16 protein-coding genes are annotated in these 16,168 nt (G+C 72.4%); 5 read left to right on the forward strand and 11 right to left on the reverse strand.

All coding sequences use genetic code 11. The features are described 5' to 3' along the window. The first annotated feature begins 22 nt into the window (after positions 1-22). Positions 23-760 (forward strand): bifunctional DNA primase/polymerase, encoded by a 738-nt coding sequence (locus ACZ69I_RS03325; RefSeq protein WP_467668547.1) that lies wholly within the window; start codon positions 23-25, stop codon positions 758-760. A gap of 5 nt (positions 761-765) precedes the next feature. Here the strand turns inward: ACZ69I_RS03325 and ACZ69I_RS03330 are convergent, their stop codons facing one another. The 8 genes from ACZ69I_RS03330 to ACZ69I_RS03365 form a co-directional block, all read right to left on the reverse strand. Next, positions 766-1,752, reverse strand: a complete 987-nt coding sequence (locus tag ACZ69I_RS03330) for an SCO2278 family lipoprotein (protein WP_467668545.1) — start codon at positions 1,750-1,752, stop codon at positions 766-768. 70 nt (positions 1,753-1,822) lie between these two features. Beyond that, positions 1,823-2,161 (reverse strand): hypothetical protein, encoded by a 339-nt coding sequence (locus tag ACZ69I_RS03335; protein ID WP_470830329.1) that lies wholly within the window; start codon positions 2,159-2,161, stop codon positions 1,823-1,825. Between the two features lie 77 nt (positions 2,162-2,238). After that, the gene (gene efeU, locus ACZ69I_RS03340; protein ID WP_470830330.1) at positions 2,239-3,093 is read right to left on the reverse strand and encodes an iron uptake transporter permease EfeU; all 855 of its coding nucleotides are present in this window, start codon (positions 3,091-3,093) and stop codon (positions 2,239-2,241) included. 4 nt (positions 3,094-3,097) lie between these two features. Beyond that, a complete protein-coding gene (gene efeB, locus ACZ69I_RS03345; RefSeq protein WP_470830331.1) occupies positions 3,098-4,345 on the reverse strand; it encodes an iron uptake transporter deferrochelatase/peroxidase subunit in 1,248 nt (415 codons plus the stop codon). A gap of 16 nt (positions 4,346-4,361) precedes the next feature. After that, positions 4,362-5,525, reverse strand: coding sequence for an iron uptake system protein EfeO (gene efeO / locus ACZ69I_RS03350; protein WP_467668537.1), 1,164 nt, complete (start codon positions 5,523-5,525; stop codon positions 4,362-4,364). 195 nt (positions 5,526-5,720) lie between these two features. Then, the gene (locus ACZ69I_RS03355; protein ID WP_470830332.1) at positions 5,721-6,578 is read right to left on the reverse strand and encodes a heme ABC transporter ATP-binding protein; all 858 of its coding nucleotides are present in this window, start codon (positions 6,576-6,578) and stop codon (positions 5,721-5,723) included. Then, positions 6,575-7,660, reverse strand: a complete 1,086-nt coding sequence (locus tag ACZ69I_RS03360; RefSeq protein WP_470830650.1) for a FecCD family ABC transporter permease — start codon at positions 7,658-7,660, stop codon at positions 6,575-6,577. The genes ACZ69I_RS03355 and ACZ69I_RS03360 overlap by 4 nt, the downstream gene beginning before the upstream one ends. A gap of 5 nt (positions 7,661-7,665) precedes the next feature. Continuing rightward, the gene (locus tag ACZ69I_RS03365; RefSeq protein WP_470830333.1) at positions 7,666-8,652 is read right to left on the reverse strand and encodes a heme/hemin ABC transporter substrate-binding protein; all 987 of its coding nucleotides are present in this window, start codon (positions 8,650-8,652) and stop codon (positions 7,666-7,668) included. A 196-nt stretch (positions 8,653-8,848) separates the two neighbouring features. Here ACZ69I_RS03365 and ACZ69I_RS03370 point away from each other — a divergent pair, with 196 nt between their 5' ends. The 3 genes from ACZ69I_RS03370 to ACZ69I_RS03380 all read left to right on the forward strand — a co-directional run bounded on the left by ACZ69I_RS03370 (position 8,849) and on the right by ACZ69I_RS03380 (position 12,746). After that, positions 8,849-10,387 carry an HtaA domain-containing protein gene (locus ACZ69I_RS03370; RefSeq protein ID WP_470830334.1) on the forward strand — a complete coding sequence of 513 codons (1,539 nt, stop codon included), beginning with the start codon at positions 8,849-8,851 and terminating at the stop codon, positions 10,385-10,387. A 115-nt stretch (positions 10,388-10,502) separates the two neighbouring features. Continuing rightward, positions 10,503-12,044 (forward strand): HtaA domain-containing protein, encoded by a 1,542-nt coding sequence (locus tag ACZ69I_RS03375; RefSeq protein ID WP_470830335.1) that lies wholly within the window; start codon positions 10,503-10,505, stop codon positions 12,042-12,044. A gap of 15 nt (positions 12,045-12,059) precedes the next feature. After that, the gene (locus tag ACZ69I_RS03380; RefSeq protein WP_467668527.1) at positions 12,060-12,746 is read left to right on the forward strand and encodes a PhzF family phenazine biosynthesis protein; all 687 of its coding nucleotides are present in this window, start codon (positions 12,060-12,062) and stop codon (positions 12,744-12,746) included. A 68-nt stretch (positions 12,747-12,814) separates the two neighbouring features. Here ACZ69I_RS03380 and ACZ69I_RS03385 read toward each other — a convergent pair whose 3' ends face one another. Continuing rightward, positions 12,815-13,483, reverse strand: coding sequence for a biliverdin-producing heme oxygenase (locus tag ACZ69I_RS03385; RefSeq protein ID WP_470830336.1), 669 nt, complete (start codon positions 13,481-13,483; stop codon positions 12,815-12,817). A gap of 166 nt (positions 13,484-13,649) precedes the next feature. Then, a complete protein-coding gene (gene map, locus ACZ69I_RS03390) occupies positions 13,650-14,507 on the reverse strand; it encodes a type I methionyl aminopeptidase (protein ID WP_467668523.1) in 858 nt (285 codons plus the stop codon). Positions 14,508-14,586: 79 nt separating this feature from the next. Here map and ACZ69I_RS03395 point away from each other — a divergent pair, with 79 nt between their 5' ends. Further along, positions 14,587-14,814: a hypothetical protein gene (locus ACZ69I_RS03395; protein WP_470830337.1), complete on the forward strand. Its 228-nt coding sequence runs from the start codon at positions 14,587-14,589 to the stop codon at positions 14,812-14,814. A 46-nt stretch (positions 14,815-14,860) separates the two neighbouring features. Here the strand turns inward: ACZ69I_RS03395 and ACZ69I_RS03400 are convergent, their stop codons facing one another. Further along, positions 14,861-16,138 (reverse strand): MFS transporter, encoded by a 1,278-nt coding sequence (locus ACZ69I_RS03400; RefSeq protein ID WP_470830338.1) that lies wholly within the window; start codon positions 16,136-16,138, stop codon positions 14,861-14,863. Between the last annotated feature and the right edge of the window lie 30 nt (positions 16,139-16,168).

A 16,168-nucleotide genomic window follows, 5' to 3' on the forward strand; every position in this document is an offset into this window, starting at 1 on the left:
CAACGGCGAGGTGAGGGGCTAGATGGGCGCGGAGTTCGGCAGCCGGTCCGGCGGGCAGGGCAGGATTTCCCAGTGGCTCCGCCGTCGTCCCAAGGACACGTCGGCGGATGACCGGGCCCGCGAGGACCTGCTGCTCGCCGCGGCGGGGGCCGGGCTGCCGCTCGCCCCGGCCGCGTATCCGTCGGGGTACCGATGTTCCTGCGACCGCATCGGCTGCCCCACACCCGCCCGCCACCCCGTCTCCTTCGCCTGGCAGACGCAGTCCACGACCGACCGCGGCCAGATCGAGCGGTGGGCCCGCCACCAGCCGCAGGCCAACTTCATCACCGCCACCGGCATGATCCACGACGTCCTCGACGTACCGCTGGACGCCGGTCTGGAGGCCCTGGAGCGGCTCCTCGCCGCCGGTATCGAGGTCGGCCCGGTCGCGGAGTCGGGCGGCAGCAACGGCCAGGGACGGCTGCTCTTCTACACCGCGACCCGCGGCACCCCCGAGGACGAGGACGAGTGGTGGCCCTGCGAGCTGGACTGCCACCCCGAGACGATGGACGAGCACCCGGGGCTGCGCTGGCACTGCCGCGGTTCGTACGTCCTGGTGCCGCCCGCCCGGCTCCCCGGTGACCTGGAGGTGCGCTGGCTGCGCGGCCCCGAGCACCCCCTGCCGGACCCGCTGACGCTCCTGGCGACGCTCACCGACGAATGCGCGCGGGTCGCGGGGGAGCCCCAACAGGACGTCGCCGCCTGGCCGTTGAGGGGCTAGGCGCCTTAGGCCCCCTTGGCGCCCGTCAGGCCCTGGATGCGGCCCAGGAACGCCACCTTCGCGCCGCTCGACCTCTTCGGGTCGACGACCACCTGGTTCGACACCCGGTCCAGGAGGAGGGACTGCCGCACCTCGCCCTTGAGCAGCGCCTTCGCGTCCGCCCCGACCTTCGGGCTCAGGCCCTTGAACGCGGTCTGCTTCTCGTAGTGGCGCGTGGAGAAGAACACCATCGCGCCACCGTCCTCGGTGCGCAGCCCCAGCGGGGCGAACGCGCCGCCGTTCTGCGGCTCGTCGACGTACTGCACGGCGAGCCCGGCGCGGCGGGAGTTCTTGTCGCGGTACGCCTTCCAGCCCGAGGTGTGGTCACTCGGTGCGAAGGCGTCACCACCCGACTTCAAGTACGACGTGTACTCCTTGCCGAGGTCCGAGGGGGCGAGGGCGAGGTCCTTCGCGGCCACGTCCACCGGCTCGGCGAAGCCGTCCTTGTCCTTCTTCAGCTCCGGCATCTTCCGGGGCGAGACCAGGTTCAGGTAGGTGGCCCGCCACAGCTCGTCGGGGCCGCCCTTGGTGAAGACCCACAGCCAGCGCAGGTCCGAGCGGCGGTTGGCCCGGGTGTCGGCCAGGAAGTAGCGGGGCCAGCCGGCCTTCTTCGGGATCGCGTACGAGACGTCCGTGAGTTCCAGCGGCACGTGGCGGGGGTTGCCGTCGGGGTGCTGCACGCCGCGGGACTTCAGGCCGCCCTGGTTGATGGCGCCCAGCGGGCCGGTGATGCGGGCGGCGTCCGCGGCCGGGTCGAAGGTCTTGTCGGCCTCGTTGTACGCGGCGAGGAAGTCCTTGAGCGCGCGGGCCGCCTCCGGCTTGGTGGCCGCGGGCACGACCTCCCGCTCACCGTGCACGGTCACGCAGCCGCTCGCGCCCAGCGCCAGAACCGTCACCGCCGCCGACGCCATGACGGGCCGACGGGGACCGCGGACCCTGGACACGTTGCTCATCGGAATTCCTTCACCTACCCCTTCCGGGCCCGAACCTTATCGGGCCCGGGAAGAGGCCGTGCGGTGCGGGTCAGATCTCCTGCAGGAGCTGCGCGTTGACCCAGCCGCGCTTGCTGGTGCGCGGCAGGTCGCCGTAGTACCACTGGGTGCCGCGCTTGACCGTGTAGCAGCGGACGTAGACGTTGTCGAACCACTCCAGGCGCTTGCGCTTGCTGTAGCTGGAGCCGGGGCCCGAGTACGCGGTGGCGCCCACGTTGATGACCATCATGTTGTGGTTCTTGACGTTCTTGGTGCAGGCGCTGCCGCCGACCGCGGAGGCGGTGGGGGCGGTCATGAGCGAGGCGCCGAGCGCCACGGCGGTCGCCGCGGTCAGCGTGGCGATGCTCTTCCCGAGACGGGACGTTCGCATGGGGGGAATCCTCGGATGTCGGTCAACTGGTGAACGACGATCATAGGCACGGCAGTTCGAGCCGCTCGCCGCCCGGGTCAGCCCTGTTCCGGAACTGTTGCCTTCGCGGGCTCCCGGGACTTGCGCGAAGCGGAAAAACCCGGCGCGAAGAAGAACGCCAGCGTCGGCACCAGATACAGCAGCCACACCACGACCTGCAGCACGGTCGGGTCCGGCTGGAAGTTGAAGACGCCCTTGAGCAGCGTGCCGTACCAGCTGTCCGGCGGGATCGTCGCGCTCACGTCGAACGCCTTGTCCCGCAGCCCGCCGACGAACTCCGCCTCCTGCAGGTCGTGCACGCCGTACGCGAGGACGCCCGCCGCCACCACGACCAGCATCGCGCCGGTCCAGGTGAAGAACTTAGCGAGGTTGATGCGGACCGCGCCCTTGTAGAACAGCCAGCCGAGCGCGATCGCGGTGAGCAGCCCCAGGACCACGCCGAGCAGCGGACCGTGCGAGCCGTCGTTCGACGCCCGGACCGAGGCCCAGACGAACAGCGCCGTCTCCAGGCCCTCGCGGCCCACCGCGAGGAACGCGGTCGCCACCAGCGCGGCCGTGCCCATCTGCAGGGCCACGTCGAGCTTGGCGCCCAGCTCGGCCTTCAAGTGCCGCGCGGTGCGCCGCATCCAGAAGACCATCCACGTCACCAGGCCCACGGCGACGATCGACAGCGAACCGCCGAGCGCCTCCTGCGCCTGGAACGTCAGCTCCTGCGAACCGAAGGTCAGCGCGCAGCCGAAGCCGAGCGCCAGCGCCACCGCGACGCCGATGCCGATCCAGATGGGAAGCAGCGCGTCCCGCCGCCCGGTCTTCACCAGGTAGGCGATGAGGATGCAGACGACCAGGCTGGCCTCGAGGCCCTCGCGCAGGCCGATCAGATAGTTGCCGAACATCGGCTCACGCCTTCCCGGTGAACAGGCCCTTGCCCCACCAGTCGTCCTTGTCGCGGACGCCCGGCGGGACCGCGAAGACCGCGGAACCCACGTGCTGGATGTATTCGTTGAGCGCGTCGGAGCGCGACAGGCTGCGCTGGACCGGGATGAACCCCTTGCGGACGTCCCGCTGGTACGCGAGGAAGAACAGCCCCGCGTCCAGCCGGCCGAGGCCGTCGGTGCCGTCCGTGAAGGAGTAGCCGCGGCGCAGGATCGTCGCCCCGTGGTTGGCGTCGGGGTGCGCGAGCCGCACGTGCGCGTCGGGCTTCATCGCCTTCAGGAACGGCTCGTCGTGCTCCTTGGCCTTGCCGACCGGGGCGCCCTCGCCCTTGTCGCGCCCGAACACGTCCTCCTGCTCGCCGAGCGAGGTCCGGTCCCACGTCTCGATGTTCATGCGGATGCGGCGCGCCACGAGGTAGGATCCGCCGGTCATCCAGCCGGGCCCGTCCTTCTCGCCGACCCACACGTGGCCGTCGAGGGCGGCGGTGTCCCGGCCCGAGACGTTGCGGGTGCCGTCCTTGAAGCCGAACAGGTTACGGGGGGTCTGCGCGTCCGGCGTCGTCGACGACGTCTTGCCGAAGCCCAGCTGGGACCAGCGCACCGCGACCTTGCCGAAGCCGATGCGGGCGAGGTTGCGGATGGCGTGCACGGCGACCTGCGGGTCGTCCGCGCAGGCCTGCACGCACAGGTCGCCGCCGCTGCGGGCCTTGTCGAGGTTGTCGCCGGGGAACTTGGGCAGGTCGACCAGGGCCTCGGGGCGCCGGTCCGCGAGGTCGAACTTCTCGAACAGGGAGGGTCCGAAGCCGACCGTCAGCGTCAGCCGGGACGGCTTGAGGCCGACCGCCTCGCCGGTGTCGTCCGGTGGCGCCTCGGCGAGCCCGCCGAACGCGCCCTCGCCGACCGCGTGGCCCGCCGTCATCCGCGCCGCGGCCCGCGTCCAGTCCTTGAGGAGCTGCACGAACTCCTCGCGGTCGGCCGTCTTCACGTCGAAGGCCGCGAAGTGGAGGCGGTCCTGGACGGCGGTCGCGATGCCCGCCTGGTGCGCGCCGTGGAAGGGGACGGCGGTCCCCGACTCGGCGGCGGGCGCCGTCTCGGTGTCGGAACGGGTCATCGCCACCGCGCCGCCCGCCGCGGCCGCGCCGAGCGCGAGCCCGGCACCGCCCCAGCCGATGAGCGAACGCCGGGACGGCGTACGGGAGTTGTCCTCGGTCATCGTTGCTCCCTGCCGGTCACTTGGTCCTGGCGACGGTCGCGGCCAGCTTCGACAGCGGCTCCGCGAGCGCGTTGACGCCGTCGGACAGCTCCTTGGTGTCGGCCTTGCCGAGCTTCTCGTACGAGGTGAACTCGTAGGAGCCGGCGCCGCCCTCGCGGTACTCGTCCAGGAGCTTGTTCAGGGCCGCGAACTGCTTGTCGAGCTCCTTGGTGAGCTTGGCGTCGTTCTCGGCGGCGACGGGCTTGAGGAGCTCGTACGACTTCTGGGCGCCCTCGACGTTGGCCTTGAAGTCGACGAGGTCGGTGTGCGAGTAGCGCTCCTCCTCGCCGGTGACCTTGCCGGTGGCGACCTCGTCGAGGAGTTCCTTGGCGCCGTTGGCCATCGAGGTCGGCGTGATGACGGCCTTGCCGACCCGCTTCTGCCAGGCGAGGAGGTCCTTGTCGAGCAGCGTGGCGAGCTGCTTCTCGCGCGCGCCGATCTTCTTGTCCTTCCACAGGGCCCGCTCCAGGCGGTGCCAGCCCGTCCAGTCCTTCTCCGCGTCCTGGTCCTCCGCCAGGCCGTCCTCGCGCACGTCGACCTTCGGGTCGATGTCGCCGAAGGACTCGGCGACGGGCTCGGTGCGCTCCCAGCCGATGCGGGAGTCGGCGTACGCCTTCTTCGCGGCGGCCAGGTCGCCCTTGCGGACGGCGTCGGTGAACGCCTTCGCCTTCGGCAGCGTCGCGTCGGCCTGCTCCTGCGTGTACTCGCGGTAGGCGGCGACTGCCTTGTCCAGGCGGGGGTCGCGCTTCGCGGTCCTGCCGCCGCCGGTGACGGTGACGTGCTGGCGGATGCCGTCGCCCTTCATACCGGGCTTGCAGGCGATGTCGTACGAGCCCGCCTTCACCTCGGCGGTGAGCTTCTGCTTCGTGCCGGGGCCGATGTTCTCCCGCTCGCTGACGATGCGGTCGTCGGGGAAGAGGAGGTAGACCTCGGTGACCTTGGAGCCCTTGTTCTCGATGGCCAGCTCGACGTGCCCGGCGGAGAGCTTCTTCTCGGACACCTCGCACGTGTCGTCGGTGGCGGTCACCCGCACGGTGTTGCCGCCGCCCTTGGCGTCGCTCTTCTCCGTGCAGCCCGTGACGGCGGTCAGGGCGGCCACGGCGGCGACGGCGGTGACGGCGGTGAGGCGTGCGGGTCGCACGGGGCGCATAGGAGCTCCAAGACGGGTCACGGACGGGATCCGGCCTCACCGCAAGCCGGTGAGGCCGACCTAACTTAACCGAGCCTTACCTCGGTAATACCCGCCCGTTCAGTGATTCAGCTCTCACGCCGCACGACCGCTCACGGACCGATCACGGACAGCCGATGGATGGCCCATGACCAGGTAAAGCACCGGTCAATCCCGATCTTCGCGGCCCCGCAGCGGCGTGATCACGGGGACGCCCGTGCGCGGGTGCGGGAAGACCTCCACGGGCTGCCGGTAGACCTCGGAGAGCAGCGCCTGGCCGAACACGTCGCCGGGGGCGCCCGCCGCGGCGACCGTCCCGCCGTGCAGCACCGCCACCCGGTCCGCGTACGCCGCCGCGAGGCCCAGGTCGTGCAGGACCACGACGACCGCGTCCCCGGCCGCCGCCCGCTCGCGGCAGATCCGCAGCACCAGCTCCTGGTGGCGCAGGTCGAGCGCGGCGGTCGGCTCGTCGAGCAGCAGCAGCGGGGCCCGCTGGGCGAGGGCGCGGGCCAGCGCGACCCGGGCCCGCTCGCCGCCGCTGAGCGCGCCGAACGAGCGCGCGGCGAACGCGTCCACCTCGGTGGCCGCCATCGACGCGCGCACGATCCGGTCGTCGTCGTCCGCCGCGCGGGTCCCCGCCCAGGGCGCGCGGCCCATCCGGACGACCTCCTCGACGGGGAAGGGGAAGGAGAGTGCGGCGGACTGCGGCAACACGGCCCTGCGCAGGGCCAGTTCGGCCGCGGTCCAGTCGGTGGCGGGCCTGCCGCAGACGCGTACGGCCCCGGCGGCGGGCGTCAGATCGGCGGCCAGCGCCGCCAGCAGGGTCGACTTCCCCGCTCCGTTGGGGCCGACCAGCGCCAGCACCTCGCCCGCCCGGGCCTCCAGCGAGACGCCCGCGAGCACCTCGTGCCCGCCGAGCCGCACCCGCAGCCCCTCGGCTTCGGCGAGGACGTCGCCGCGGACGGGCGGGGCGGGCAGCTCCCGCCCGCGCCCGGAGAACAGCCGCCTGCCCAGCGTCCCGATCATGCCCAACCACCCTGCCTGCGCCGGGTCCTGCGCAGCAGCCAGAAGAAGAACGGGCTGCCGAACAGCGCGGTGAGCACGCCCAGCGGCAGCTCGGCGGGCGCGGCCACCGTGCGCGCGGCCAGATCGGCGGCGACGAGGACCAGCGCCCCGCCGAGCGCGCTCCCGGGCACGAGGAAGCGGTGCCCGGGACCCGCGGCCATCCGCAGCAGGTGCGGTACGAGGAGGCCGACGAAGGTGACGATCCCGGCCACGGCCACGGCCGCCGCGGTCAGCAGGGCCACCACCAGGACGAGGACGAGCCGCAGCCGCTCCACGTCCACGCCCAGGTGCCGGGCGGGCCGCTCGCCGAGCGCGAGCAGGTCCAGTTTCCGCGCGGAGAAGGGCGCGACCGCCAGCCCCACGAGCGCGCACGGCAGCACGGCGAGGACCTTCGGCCAGGTCGCCTGGGCGAGCGAGCCGAGCTGCCAGAAGGTGATCTGGCTGATCTGCGCGTTGTCCGCGAAGAAGACGCACAGTCCGATGAGCGCGCCCGCGAAGGCGTTCACGGCGATGCCGGTGAGGATCAGCGTGACGACCTCGGTCCGGCCACCCTCGCGCGACATCACGTACACGAGGAGGACGGTCGCGAGCCCGGCGACGAACGCGCAGACCGTCACGGTCCAGTTCCCGAGGAAGGTCAGCCCGAGCGCGATGGAGGCGACCGCACCGACCGCCGCGCCCGACGAGATCCCGATGACGCCCGGTTCGGCGAGCGGATTGCCGAACACGCCCTGCATCAGCGCGCCCGCGCAGCCGAGCGAGGCGCCGACGAGCAGCGCGAGCACGACGCGCGGCAGCCGCACGTTCCACAGCACGCTCTCGCCGACCCGGTCGAGCGCGGACCCGCCGAGTCCCGCGCGGTGCCGGACGGAGGAGAGGACGTCGCCGAGGGGGATGTCGTACGCGCCGATGCCCGCGGAGAGCAGGCAGAGCAGGACGAGGGCGGCGGCGAGGCCCGCGGTGAGGGGGAGGGCGACGCCGCGGCGGGTGCGGGGCGGCCGGCCGGGGGCGGCGGGCGCGGCGGGGCGCCCCGCCCTGGTCAGCAGGCTCACCGGGCGTCCCCGTACAACTGGTCCACCAGGGATTTCAGGACCTGGTCGGTACGCGGCCCGTAGTTGAGGAGCACGCCGTCGTCGACCGAGACGACGCGGCGGTCCAGGCCCGCCGGGGTCTCGGCGACACCCGGCACCCTCAGCAGGCCGTCGACGCCGCCCACCGAGTCCAGCCCCTTCGTCATCACCAGGATCGCGTCCGGCGCGGCCTCGGCGAGCGCCTCGCTGGTGATCGCCGTGAAGTCCTTCCCCAGCCCGGACTCCTTGCCCGCGTCGACCGCGCCCGCCGCCTCCAGGAGCGAACTCGCCCCGGACTCGCGGCCGCCGAGCAGATAGACGGAGGCCGAGCCGCGCAGATAGAGGAAGGCGACCCGCGGCTTCTTCCGCCGGTTCGCCGGGATCGTGTCGCGGACCTTCGCGATCCGCTGCTCCGTACGGTCGGTCAGCCGGGCGCCCGACGCCCCGACGCCGAGCGCCTCCGCCACCGCCTCGATCCGGGGGCTCACGTCGTCGAGCCCCTTCGGGGGGTCGAACACGACGAGGGGGACGCCCGCGTCGCGGAGCTGGTCGATGGCTTCGGACGGCCCGGTGGTGGTGTCGGCGAGGACGACGGTCGGCTTGAGCGAGAGCACGCTCTCCGCCGAGACGTCGTGGGCCCGCGTCACCACCGGGAGCTTCTCGGCCTGCTGGAACGTGGCGGTGACGTCGCGGGCGACGACGTTCTCGCCGAGCCCCAGGGTGAAGACGATCTCATTCAGGCTGCCGGTGAGCGGCACGATGCGGCTGGTGTCGCGCACCGTCACGCGGTGGCCGTCGGCGGAGGTGACGGTGGCGGGCAACTCCGGCTTCGGACGGGTCGTCAGGGGCTCGACCCGGTCGGGCGCGGCGGCCGCGGCCGCCGTCCCCGCCTCGGTCCCGGACCCGGCCTTCGGCTGCCCGCCGTCGTCCGCTGTCCCGCACCCGGCGAGACCGAGGGCGAGCACGGCAACCCATGCGCCGGCGATACGGAGTGAGCGCGGCCTACGCACCGAAGTCCACCGTCCTGTCGAGCTGTTGAGGTCTGACCGGGCGGGTCCCTGCGCCGGGGCGGGACCCGGATTCCGGTTGCGGGGTTCCAGTCCGGAGTGATCGTAGTTTAGGTTAGCCTTACCTAATTAGCTAGGTCTGGAGGGGTCCCTCATGCCGTCGTCCCTGCGGTCGTCTGTCCGGTCGTCCCCGCGGCCGTCCGGGAGGGGGCGCGCGGCGGGCCGCACCGGCGCCGCGGTCGTGCTCGCCGCCTTCGTCGGGGCGCTGCTTCCGGCGACCGCCGCGCACGCCGAAGGCCGCACGCTCCAGGGCGGGCGGCTCGACTGGGGCATCAAATCCTCCTTCCAGAGCTACGTCACCGGGCCCATCGCCCACGGCAGTTCGACGCTGGAGGGCGGCGCCGCCACGGTCGGGGACAGCCAGTTCCGCTTCCACTCGGCGACGGGCTCGTACGACCCGAAGAGCGGGGAGCTCACAGCCGCCTTCTCAGGTGGCGTGCACTTCACCGGGCACAAGAAGGGCGGCTCCTACGAGCTCGACCTGACCATCAGCCGCCCCACGGTGAAGGTCTCCGGCGGCACAGGAACGCTCTACGCCGACATGGTCAGCGAGGCGAAGGGCACCGGCAAGGTCACCTCGACGCCCCGGGTGCCGCTCGCCTCGCTCGACGTCTCCGGCATCGACATGAGGGGCGGCACCGGCCCGATCGCCCTCGACAACCTCCCCGCGAAGCTCACCTCGCAGGGCGCGAAGGCGTTCGCCGGGTACTACGCGGCGGGCACCGAGCTGGACCGGGTGAGCCTGTCGGCGGACCTCGCGGCGAAGTCCGGCTCCGGCGAGCCCGCGAAGAAGCCCTCGCCGAAACCCCCGGAGCAGGGCAGGAAGACCGAGGCGGGCCGCATCGAGGACGCGGCCGTCGACTGGGGCGTGCGGCGCACGTTCCGCGAGTACGTCACCGGCGCCGTCGCCAACGGCGAATGGAAACTGGCCGACGGCGCCCGGGACGGCGGCGCGCTCTTCCGCTTTCCCGCGGGCAGGGGCACGTACGACGGGAAGAAGCGCACGCTCGACGCGGACTTCGCCGGAACCGTCCGCTTCACCGGCAGGCACGGCCTCGACCTCGCGCTCGGCAAGGTCGCCGTCGAGATGAAGGACGGCAAGGGCACGCTCTTCGCGGACGTCGGGGGCGCGAGCGCGTCGAAGAAGCCCGCGCACTCCACGAAGAAGGCGCCCGCAAACTCCGTGAAGAGGGTCCCGCTGGTCAACTTCGCCGCGTCGGAAGCCCAGTTGAAGCCGAAGGGCGGCCTCGTCCGGCTCACCGAGGCGCCGACGAAGCTCACCGCCGAGGGCGCCGAGGTGTTCGGCGGCATGTACAAGGCGGGCTCCGCCATGGACCCGCTCTCGCTCGCCGTCGCCCTCGACGCCGACGCGGAACTGCCCGCGCTGCCCGACCTCGGCTCGTCCGCGAAGCCGGACCCGCGCCCGGCGGCCTCCGCGGGGCCCGGGGCCGAGAACGCCGCGCGCTCCGCCGACTCCTCCGGCACGACGTCGAACGCCGTACCGATCGGCGTCGGCGCGGGAGTCGCGGTGCTGCTCGCCGCGGCGGTCACTTTCGGCGTCGCCCGCAGGAAGCGCGCCACGAAGGGCGCCGCCACACCCCCCACCGACCCCATGAACCCCACCGACTCCTGACCGCCCCACCGCCCCACCGGCCCACCGGTCTAACGGCCCACCGGTCTAACGGCCGACGCCCCCTCCCTCCCCACCCCCCCGTGCTCGTCTCTCACCCCCAAGGAGAAGCCTGATCATGGCCGCCACCCGTCGCCCCACCACCCTCGCGGCAGCCGTCGCGACCGCCGTCGCCCTCGGCGCGAGCGTGCTCACCCTGCCCGCGCTCGCCGCCGACGGCGGCCGGGCCGCCCGGTCGAAGGCCGAGCTCAAGAACGGCACGTTGGACTGGGGGGTCAAGGAATCCTTCCGTAAGTACGTCAAGGGCATGGCCCAGGGCCGGATCGAGACCAAGGGCGGCGCCCAACAGGCGGCGGGCGACGGCGTGTTCACGTTCTCCGGCGGCAAGGGGACGTACGACACCGGCACCCACGCCACCGACACCGCCTTCAAGGGCGGCATCCGCTTCGTCTCCACGCTGCACCGGTTCGACATCACCATCGGCGACGTCAAGGTCCGCACGAAGGGCGGGAGCGGCGCCGTCCGGGCCGACGTCACCCTCAACGGCGCCACCCAGAACGACATCGACCTGGCCCGGCTCGACCTGAGCGCGGTCCGGCCGGGGCAGGGCGCGGGCGGCGCCATGGTCTTCAAGGACATTCCGGCGACCCTGACCGCGGACGGCGCGAAGGCGTTCAACGGCATATACGAGAAGGGCGAGAAGCTCGACCCGGCCACGCTCACGGTGACGCCGGGCGGCCCCGCGGCCGAGCGGCCCACGCAGCGGCCGACCAGGCCCGGCAAGCCCGACCCGACCGGACCGAGCACGCCCACCGAGGCCCCCGGCCACGCGGACCGGCCCGCGAAGCCCGGCGCGCCGGCGAAGCCCGCGAAGGCGGCCGGTGTCGTCGACGGCCGGTTGTCCTGGGGGCTGAAGAAGAGCTTCCGCACGTACATCTCCAGCGGGGGCGGGGCGACCGTGGGAGGCGGCGCCAAGAAGACCTCCACCGGCTACGAGTTCCCGTACGCCGAGGCGGATCTGGACTCCGGCGGCAAGAAGGCCGACGCCTCGTTCGGCGGCTCCGTCCGCTTCACGTACAAGGCGCACGGCATCGACATGAAGTTCAGCGACCTCAAGGTGCGGGCGAAGGGCGGCGCGGGCACGCTGCTCGCCGATGTCACCACGCCCCGAGGCACCCACGACGACGTGAAGTTCGCGGCGCTCGACCTGTCCCGCGCCTCGTACGAGCCCCGGGGCGGTGTCGTCCTGCTCGACAAGGTGCCCGCGACCCTCACGGCGGCCGGCGCGCGGCAGTTCGCCAGCGAGAGGAACGGCTCCCCGTACAAGGAGGGGGAGAAGCTCGACGCGGTGACGGTCGCGCTGTCCTCCTCGGCGGGCGCGCGCCTCCCCTCGGGCGGCGGTGCGGCGGACGACGGCGCGGCGGGCGATGACACCGGTACGGCGGGGTCCGGTTCTGTGGGGGGTGGCAGCGGTGAAACCGGCGGTGGCAGCGGCGGTGGCAGCGGCGGTGGTGGTTCGGTCGGCGGGGCGGGCTCCCTGGCGGCCACCGGTTCCGCCGTGCCCTCCACCGCGCTGCTCGGCGTGGCGGGCGCGGCGCTCGCGGCGGGCGCGGGCGCGGTCGTCGTGGCACGGCGGCGACAGGGCACGGAAACCGCGTGATGTTTGAATACCCGGGTGACTGAAGCACTCGACGACGTACGCGACGCATCCGACGCCCTCGACGCCCTCGACGTGGTGCGCGTCTTCTGCGGGCCCGACGGTCGGCACGGCAACGAACTCGGTGTCGTGCGCGACGGGGCCCGCCTGCGCGTGTCCGGCGACCGGCAGGCGTTCGCGGGGAAACTCGGCTTCAGCGAGACGGTCTTCGTCGACGACCCCGAGCGCGGTGTCATCGACATCTACACGCCGACCCTGCGCCTGCCCTTCGCGGGCCACCCCTGCGTCGGCACGGCCTGGCTCCTCGACCTGCCGGAACTCGTCACGCCCGCGGGGGTGGTCCAGGCCCGCCAGGACGGCGAGTTCAGCTGGATCACGGCACGGGCGCACTGGGCGCCGCCGAGGACGCTGCGACGGTACGGGTCAGCGGCGGAGGTCGACGCGCTCGACGTGCCGCCGCAGGGGGAGTGGATCTACGCCTGGGCGTGGGAGGACGAGGCGGCGGGCCGGGTGCGGGCGAGGGGCTTCCCCGGCCGGGGCGACGGCATCGACGAGGACGAGGCGACGGGCGCGGCGGCGCTCCTGCTCACCCACGAACTGGGCCGCGCCCTCAACATCACGCAGGGCCGCGGCTCACAGCTCCTGACGGCACCGGGCCCGGAGGGCTGGATCGAGCTCGGGGGCCGAGTCCGCCTGAGTTCGTAGGGGATTCAGCCCCTCCGGCATTTGAGGAGCGGGGGCCCGGGGGCAGAGCCCCCGAGTCGTCCACCTCGTCAGGCCGTGAGCGGAAACTCGTCCCCGAGCTCACGGAACACCGCCGTATTCAAAGCGAACGCGCGCTTGCACTCGTCGACGATCCGCTTCCTCTCCAGCTCGTCCACGACCACCGCGTCCATCCCGTCGAGGAGCTGTCGGTACCCCCGCTTGAACGCGGCCGGGTTGGTTATCCCCTCGAACACGTAGAACCGCACGCCGTCGCCCTTGCGGTCGAAGCCCCAGGTCTGCTCGGCCTTGCCGCGAATGATCTGGCCGCCGGAGAGGTCCCCGAGATAGCGCGTGTAATGGTGGGCGACGTAGCCGCCCGGCCAGGTGCGGGCGCACTCCTCGATCCGTGCCGCGTACGCCGCGGTGGCGGGCAGCGGGGTGAGGTCCGCCTGCCAGTCCGCGCCCCGCAGGTGCGCGAGGTCGCGCTCCAGCTCGCTCACGCGCTCCAGCTCGGGCCGTATGAACGGTCCCGCGACGGGGTCGTCGAGCAGGGTCCGCGCGCCGTCCTCCAGGGCGCGGTACACGAACCACAGCTGTTCGGTGTAGCGCGTGTAGGCGTCGACGCCGAGCCTGCCGCCGAGCAGGTCACTCATGAAGGTCGAGGTCTCGGCCTCGGTGTGCTGCTCGTGCGACGCGGTGCGGATGACCGTCGAGAAGGGCGTGGGCGCCGTGTCCATGCGGGGCCTCCAAGGGGAGCCTGGAGCCTAGGAACGGGGATGCCTAGGCATGACGGGATGGCGGGAACCAGTACGGCCTGCGACCTCCGCAGATCATGGCAAGTTAGGCTTACCTAAGTCAACTGGTTCCCGACGTCCTGTCGGTAAAACGGTACCCAGCTCCGGCTCAGGGAAGCGTAAGGATCTCCGCCCCGGACTCCGTCACCACGAGCGTGTGCTCGAACTGCGCGGTCCGCTTCCGGTCCTTGGTGACGACGGTCCAGCCGTCCTCCCACATGTCGTACTCGTACGTACCGAGCGTCAGCATCGGCTCGATCGTGAACGTCATGCCCGGCTGGATGACGGTCGTGGCGTGCGGGCTGTCGTAGTGCGGGACGATCAGGCCGGAGTGGAAGGACGAGTTGATGCCGTGGCCGGTGAAGTCACGGACCACGCCGTAGCCGAACCGCTTCGCGTACGACTCGATGACGCGGCCGATGATGTTGATCTGGCGGCCGGGCCTGACGGCCTTGATGGCGCGGTTCAGGGACTCGCGGGTCCGCTCGACCAGCAGCTTCGACTCCTCGTCGACGTCGCCGACGAGGTACGTGGCGTTGTTGTCGCCGTGCACGCCGCCGATGTACGCCGTGACGTCGAGGTTGATGATGTCGCCGTCGTTCAGGACGGTGGAGTCGGGGATCCCGTGACAGATGACCTCGTTGACCGAGCTGCACAGCGACTTCGGGAAGCCGCGGTAGCCCAGCGTCGAGGGGTAGGCACCGTGGTCACACATGTACTCGTGCGCGACACGGTCCAGCTCATCGGTGGTCACGCCGGGCGCGATGTGCTTGGCTGCCTCCTCCATGGCGCGGGCGGCGATGCGGCCCGCGGTGCGCATCAACTCGATGGTCTCGGGGGACTGCACCTCGGGGCCCGTGTACGGGGTCGGCGCGGGCTTCCCCACGTACTCCGGGCGCCTGATGTTGCCGGGTACGGAACGGATGGGGGAGAGCTCCCCCGGTACGAGCGTTGACTGGCCAGACATGCCAGCGAGTCTAGCCAGCCATCGTGGGGCAGCATGGTCCCGGAGAGCGGGACCTCACCGAGGACGGAAGGAGCGGGTCATGGCGCTGTTCAAGAAGAAGACCGTCGGCAAGCCGGGCGAGTGGTTCTACTGCCTGGAGCACAACAAGGTCGAGGAGGGCCCGGACTGCCCCGGCAAGGACCGCATGGGGCCCTACGGGTCGCGCGAGGACGCGCAGCACGCGATGCAGACGGCCGCCGACCGGAACCTGGAGTGGGAGACCGACCCCAGGTGGCACGACAAGACCGCACGGGCCGAGGACGAGTAGGACCCCGGCCCCCTCGGGAGGGCGCGCCGCGACGTCCGGCACAGGCCTAGACCGCGGCCGCCCTCTCCCCGGCCCGCTCCCGCCGCAGCCGCGCGTCCGGGTCCTTCGTCGCGTCGTACGTGATGAGCCGCGGCAGCAGCGCCGCCAGGACGCCGACGGAGGCCACGCAGGCCAGGCCGCCCGACCAGATGGCGGACCGCGTACCCGTCCAGCCCGCCGCCGCACCCGCGCGGACCTGGCCGAGCTGCGGGCCCACGCTGTACGAGAGGACCTCGATCCCGGCAAGGCGCCCCCGCAGCTCGTCGGGGATGGTCTGGTTCCAGATGGTGGAGCGGCCGAGTCCGCTCGCCATGTCGCCCGCGCCCGCGAGCGCCAGGCACGCGAGGACCACCCAGACGTTCGCGAACCAGCCCGCCGCGGTGATCGCCAGACCCCAGCCCGCCGCCCCGAGGACCACGAGCAGCCCGTGCCGCCGCACCCGTGACGTCCATCCGCTGGTGACGCTGAACAGCAGCGAGCCGACCGCCCCGGCCGCGTACATCAGACCGAGCGCCCACTCCGCGTCCAGGTCGTCCGCGAGGAAGGGAAAGATCGTGTTGGGGAAGGCGAAGAACATCGCCGCCATGTCGATCGCGTACGTACCGAGGAGCACCGGCCGCGACCACGCGTACCGCGCGCCTTCCGCGAGGCCCTTCAGCGACGGCTTCGCCGCGTCGTGCGCGGCGGGCGCGGGGGAGAGGCGGGTGCACAGCGCGACCGACAGGACGAAGCAGACGGCCGTGACCCCGTACGCCGACGCGTGACCCGCGTACGCCACGACGATGCCCGCGAGGGACGGCGCCGCGATGGCACCCACGTTCCACCGCAGCGAGTTCAGCGCGGCGGCCGCCGTCAGCTGGTCGTGCGGCACGATTCGCGCCATCAGGGAGTCGAGGGCGGGCCGCTGCAGGCCGGCGAGCGCGGAGACGCCCGCGGCGACGACGTACAGGGGCCACAGCAGCGGCTCGGGCAGCAGCGCGTTCACCAGGAGGACGACGGCGAGGAGCCCGAGGCCCGCCTCGGTCAGCAGGATCACCTTGCGCCGGTCCACGGCGTCGGCGAGCGCGCCGCCGTAGAGCCCGAAGACGATCAGCGGCACCAGCTCCACCGCGCCCATCGCGCCGACCGCGACCGGGGAATCCGTCAGCTCCTTGATCTGCAGCGGCAGGGCGACCAGGGCCATGAAGCTGCCGAACGTGGTGACGAGACCCTGCACCCACAGCAGCCGGAAGTCGCGGGTGGAACGCCAGGGGGAGAGGTCGGGCAGTATCGCGGAGAGAGGCACGAGAAGCCATGTTCAGCGCAGGCCGGTGCG

Source organism: Streptomyces sp. NPDC036815 (genome assembly GCF_055609205.1).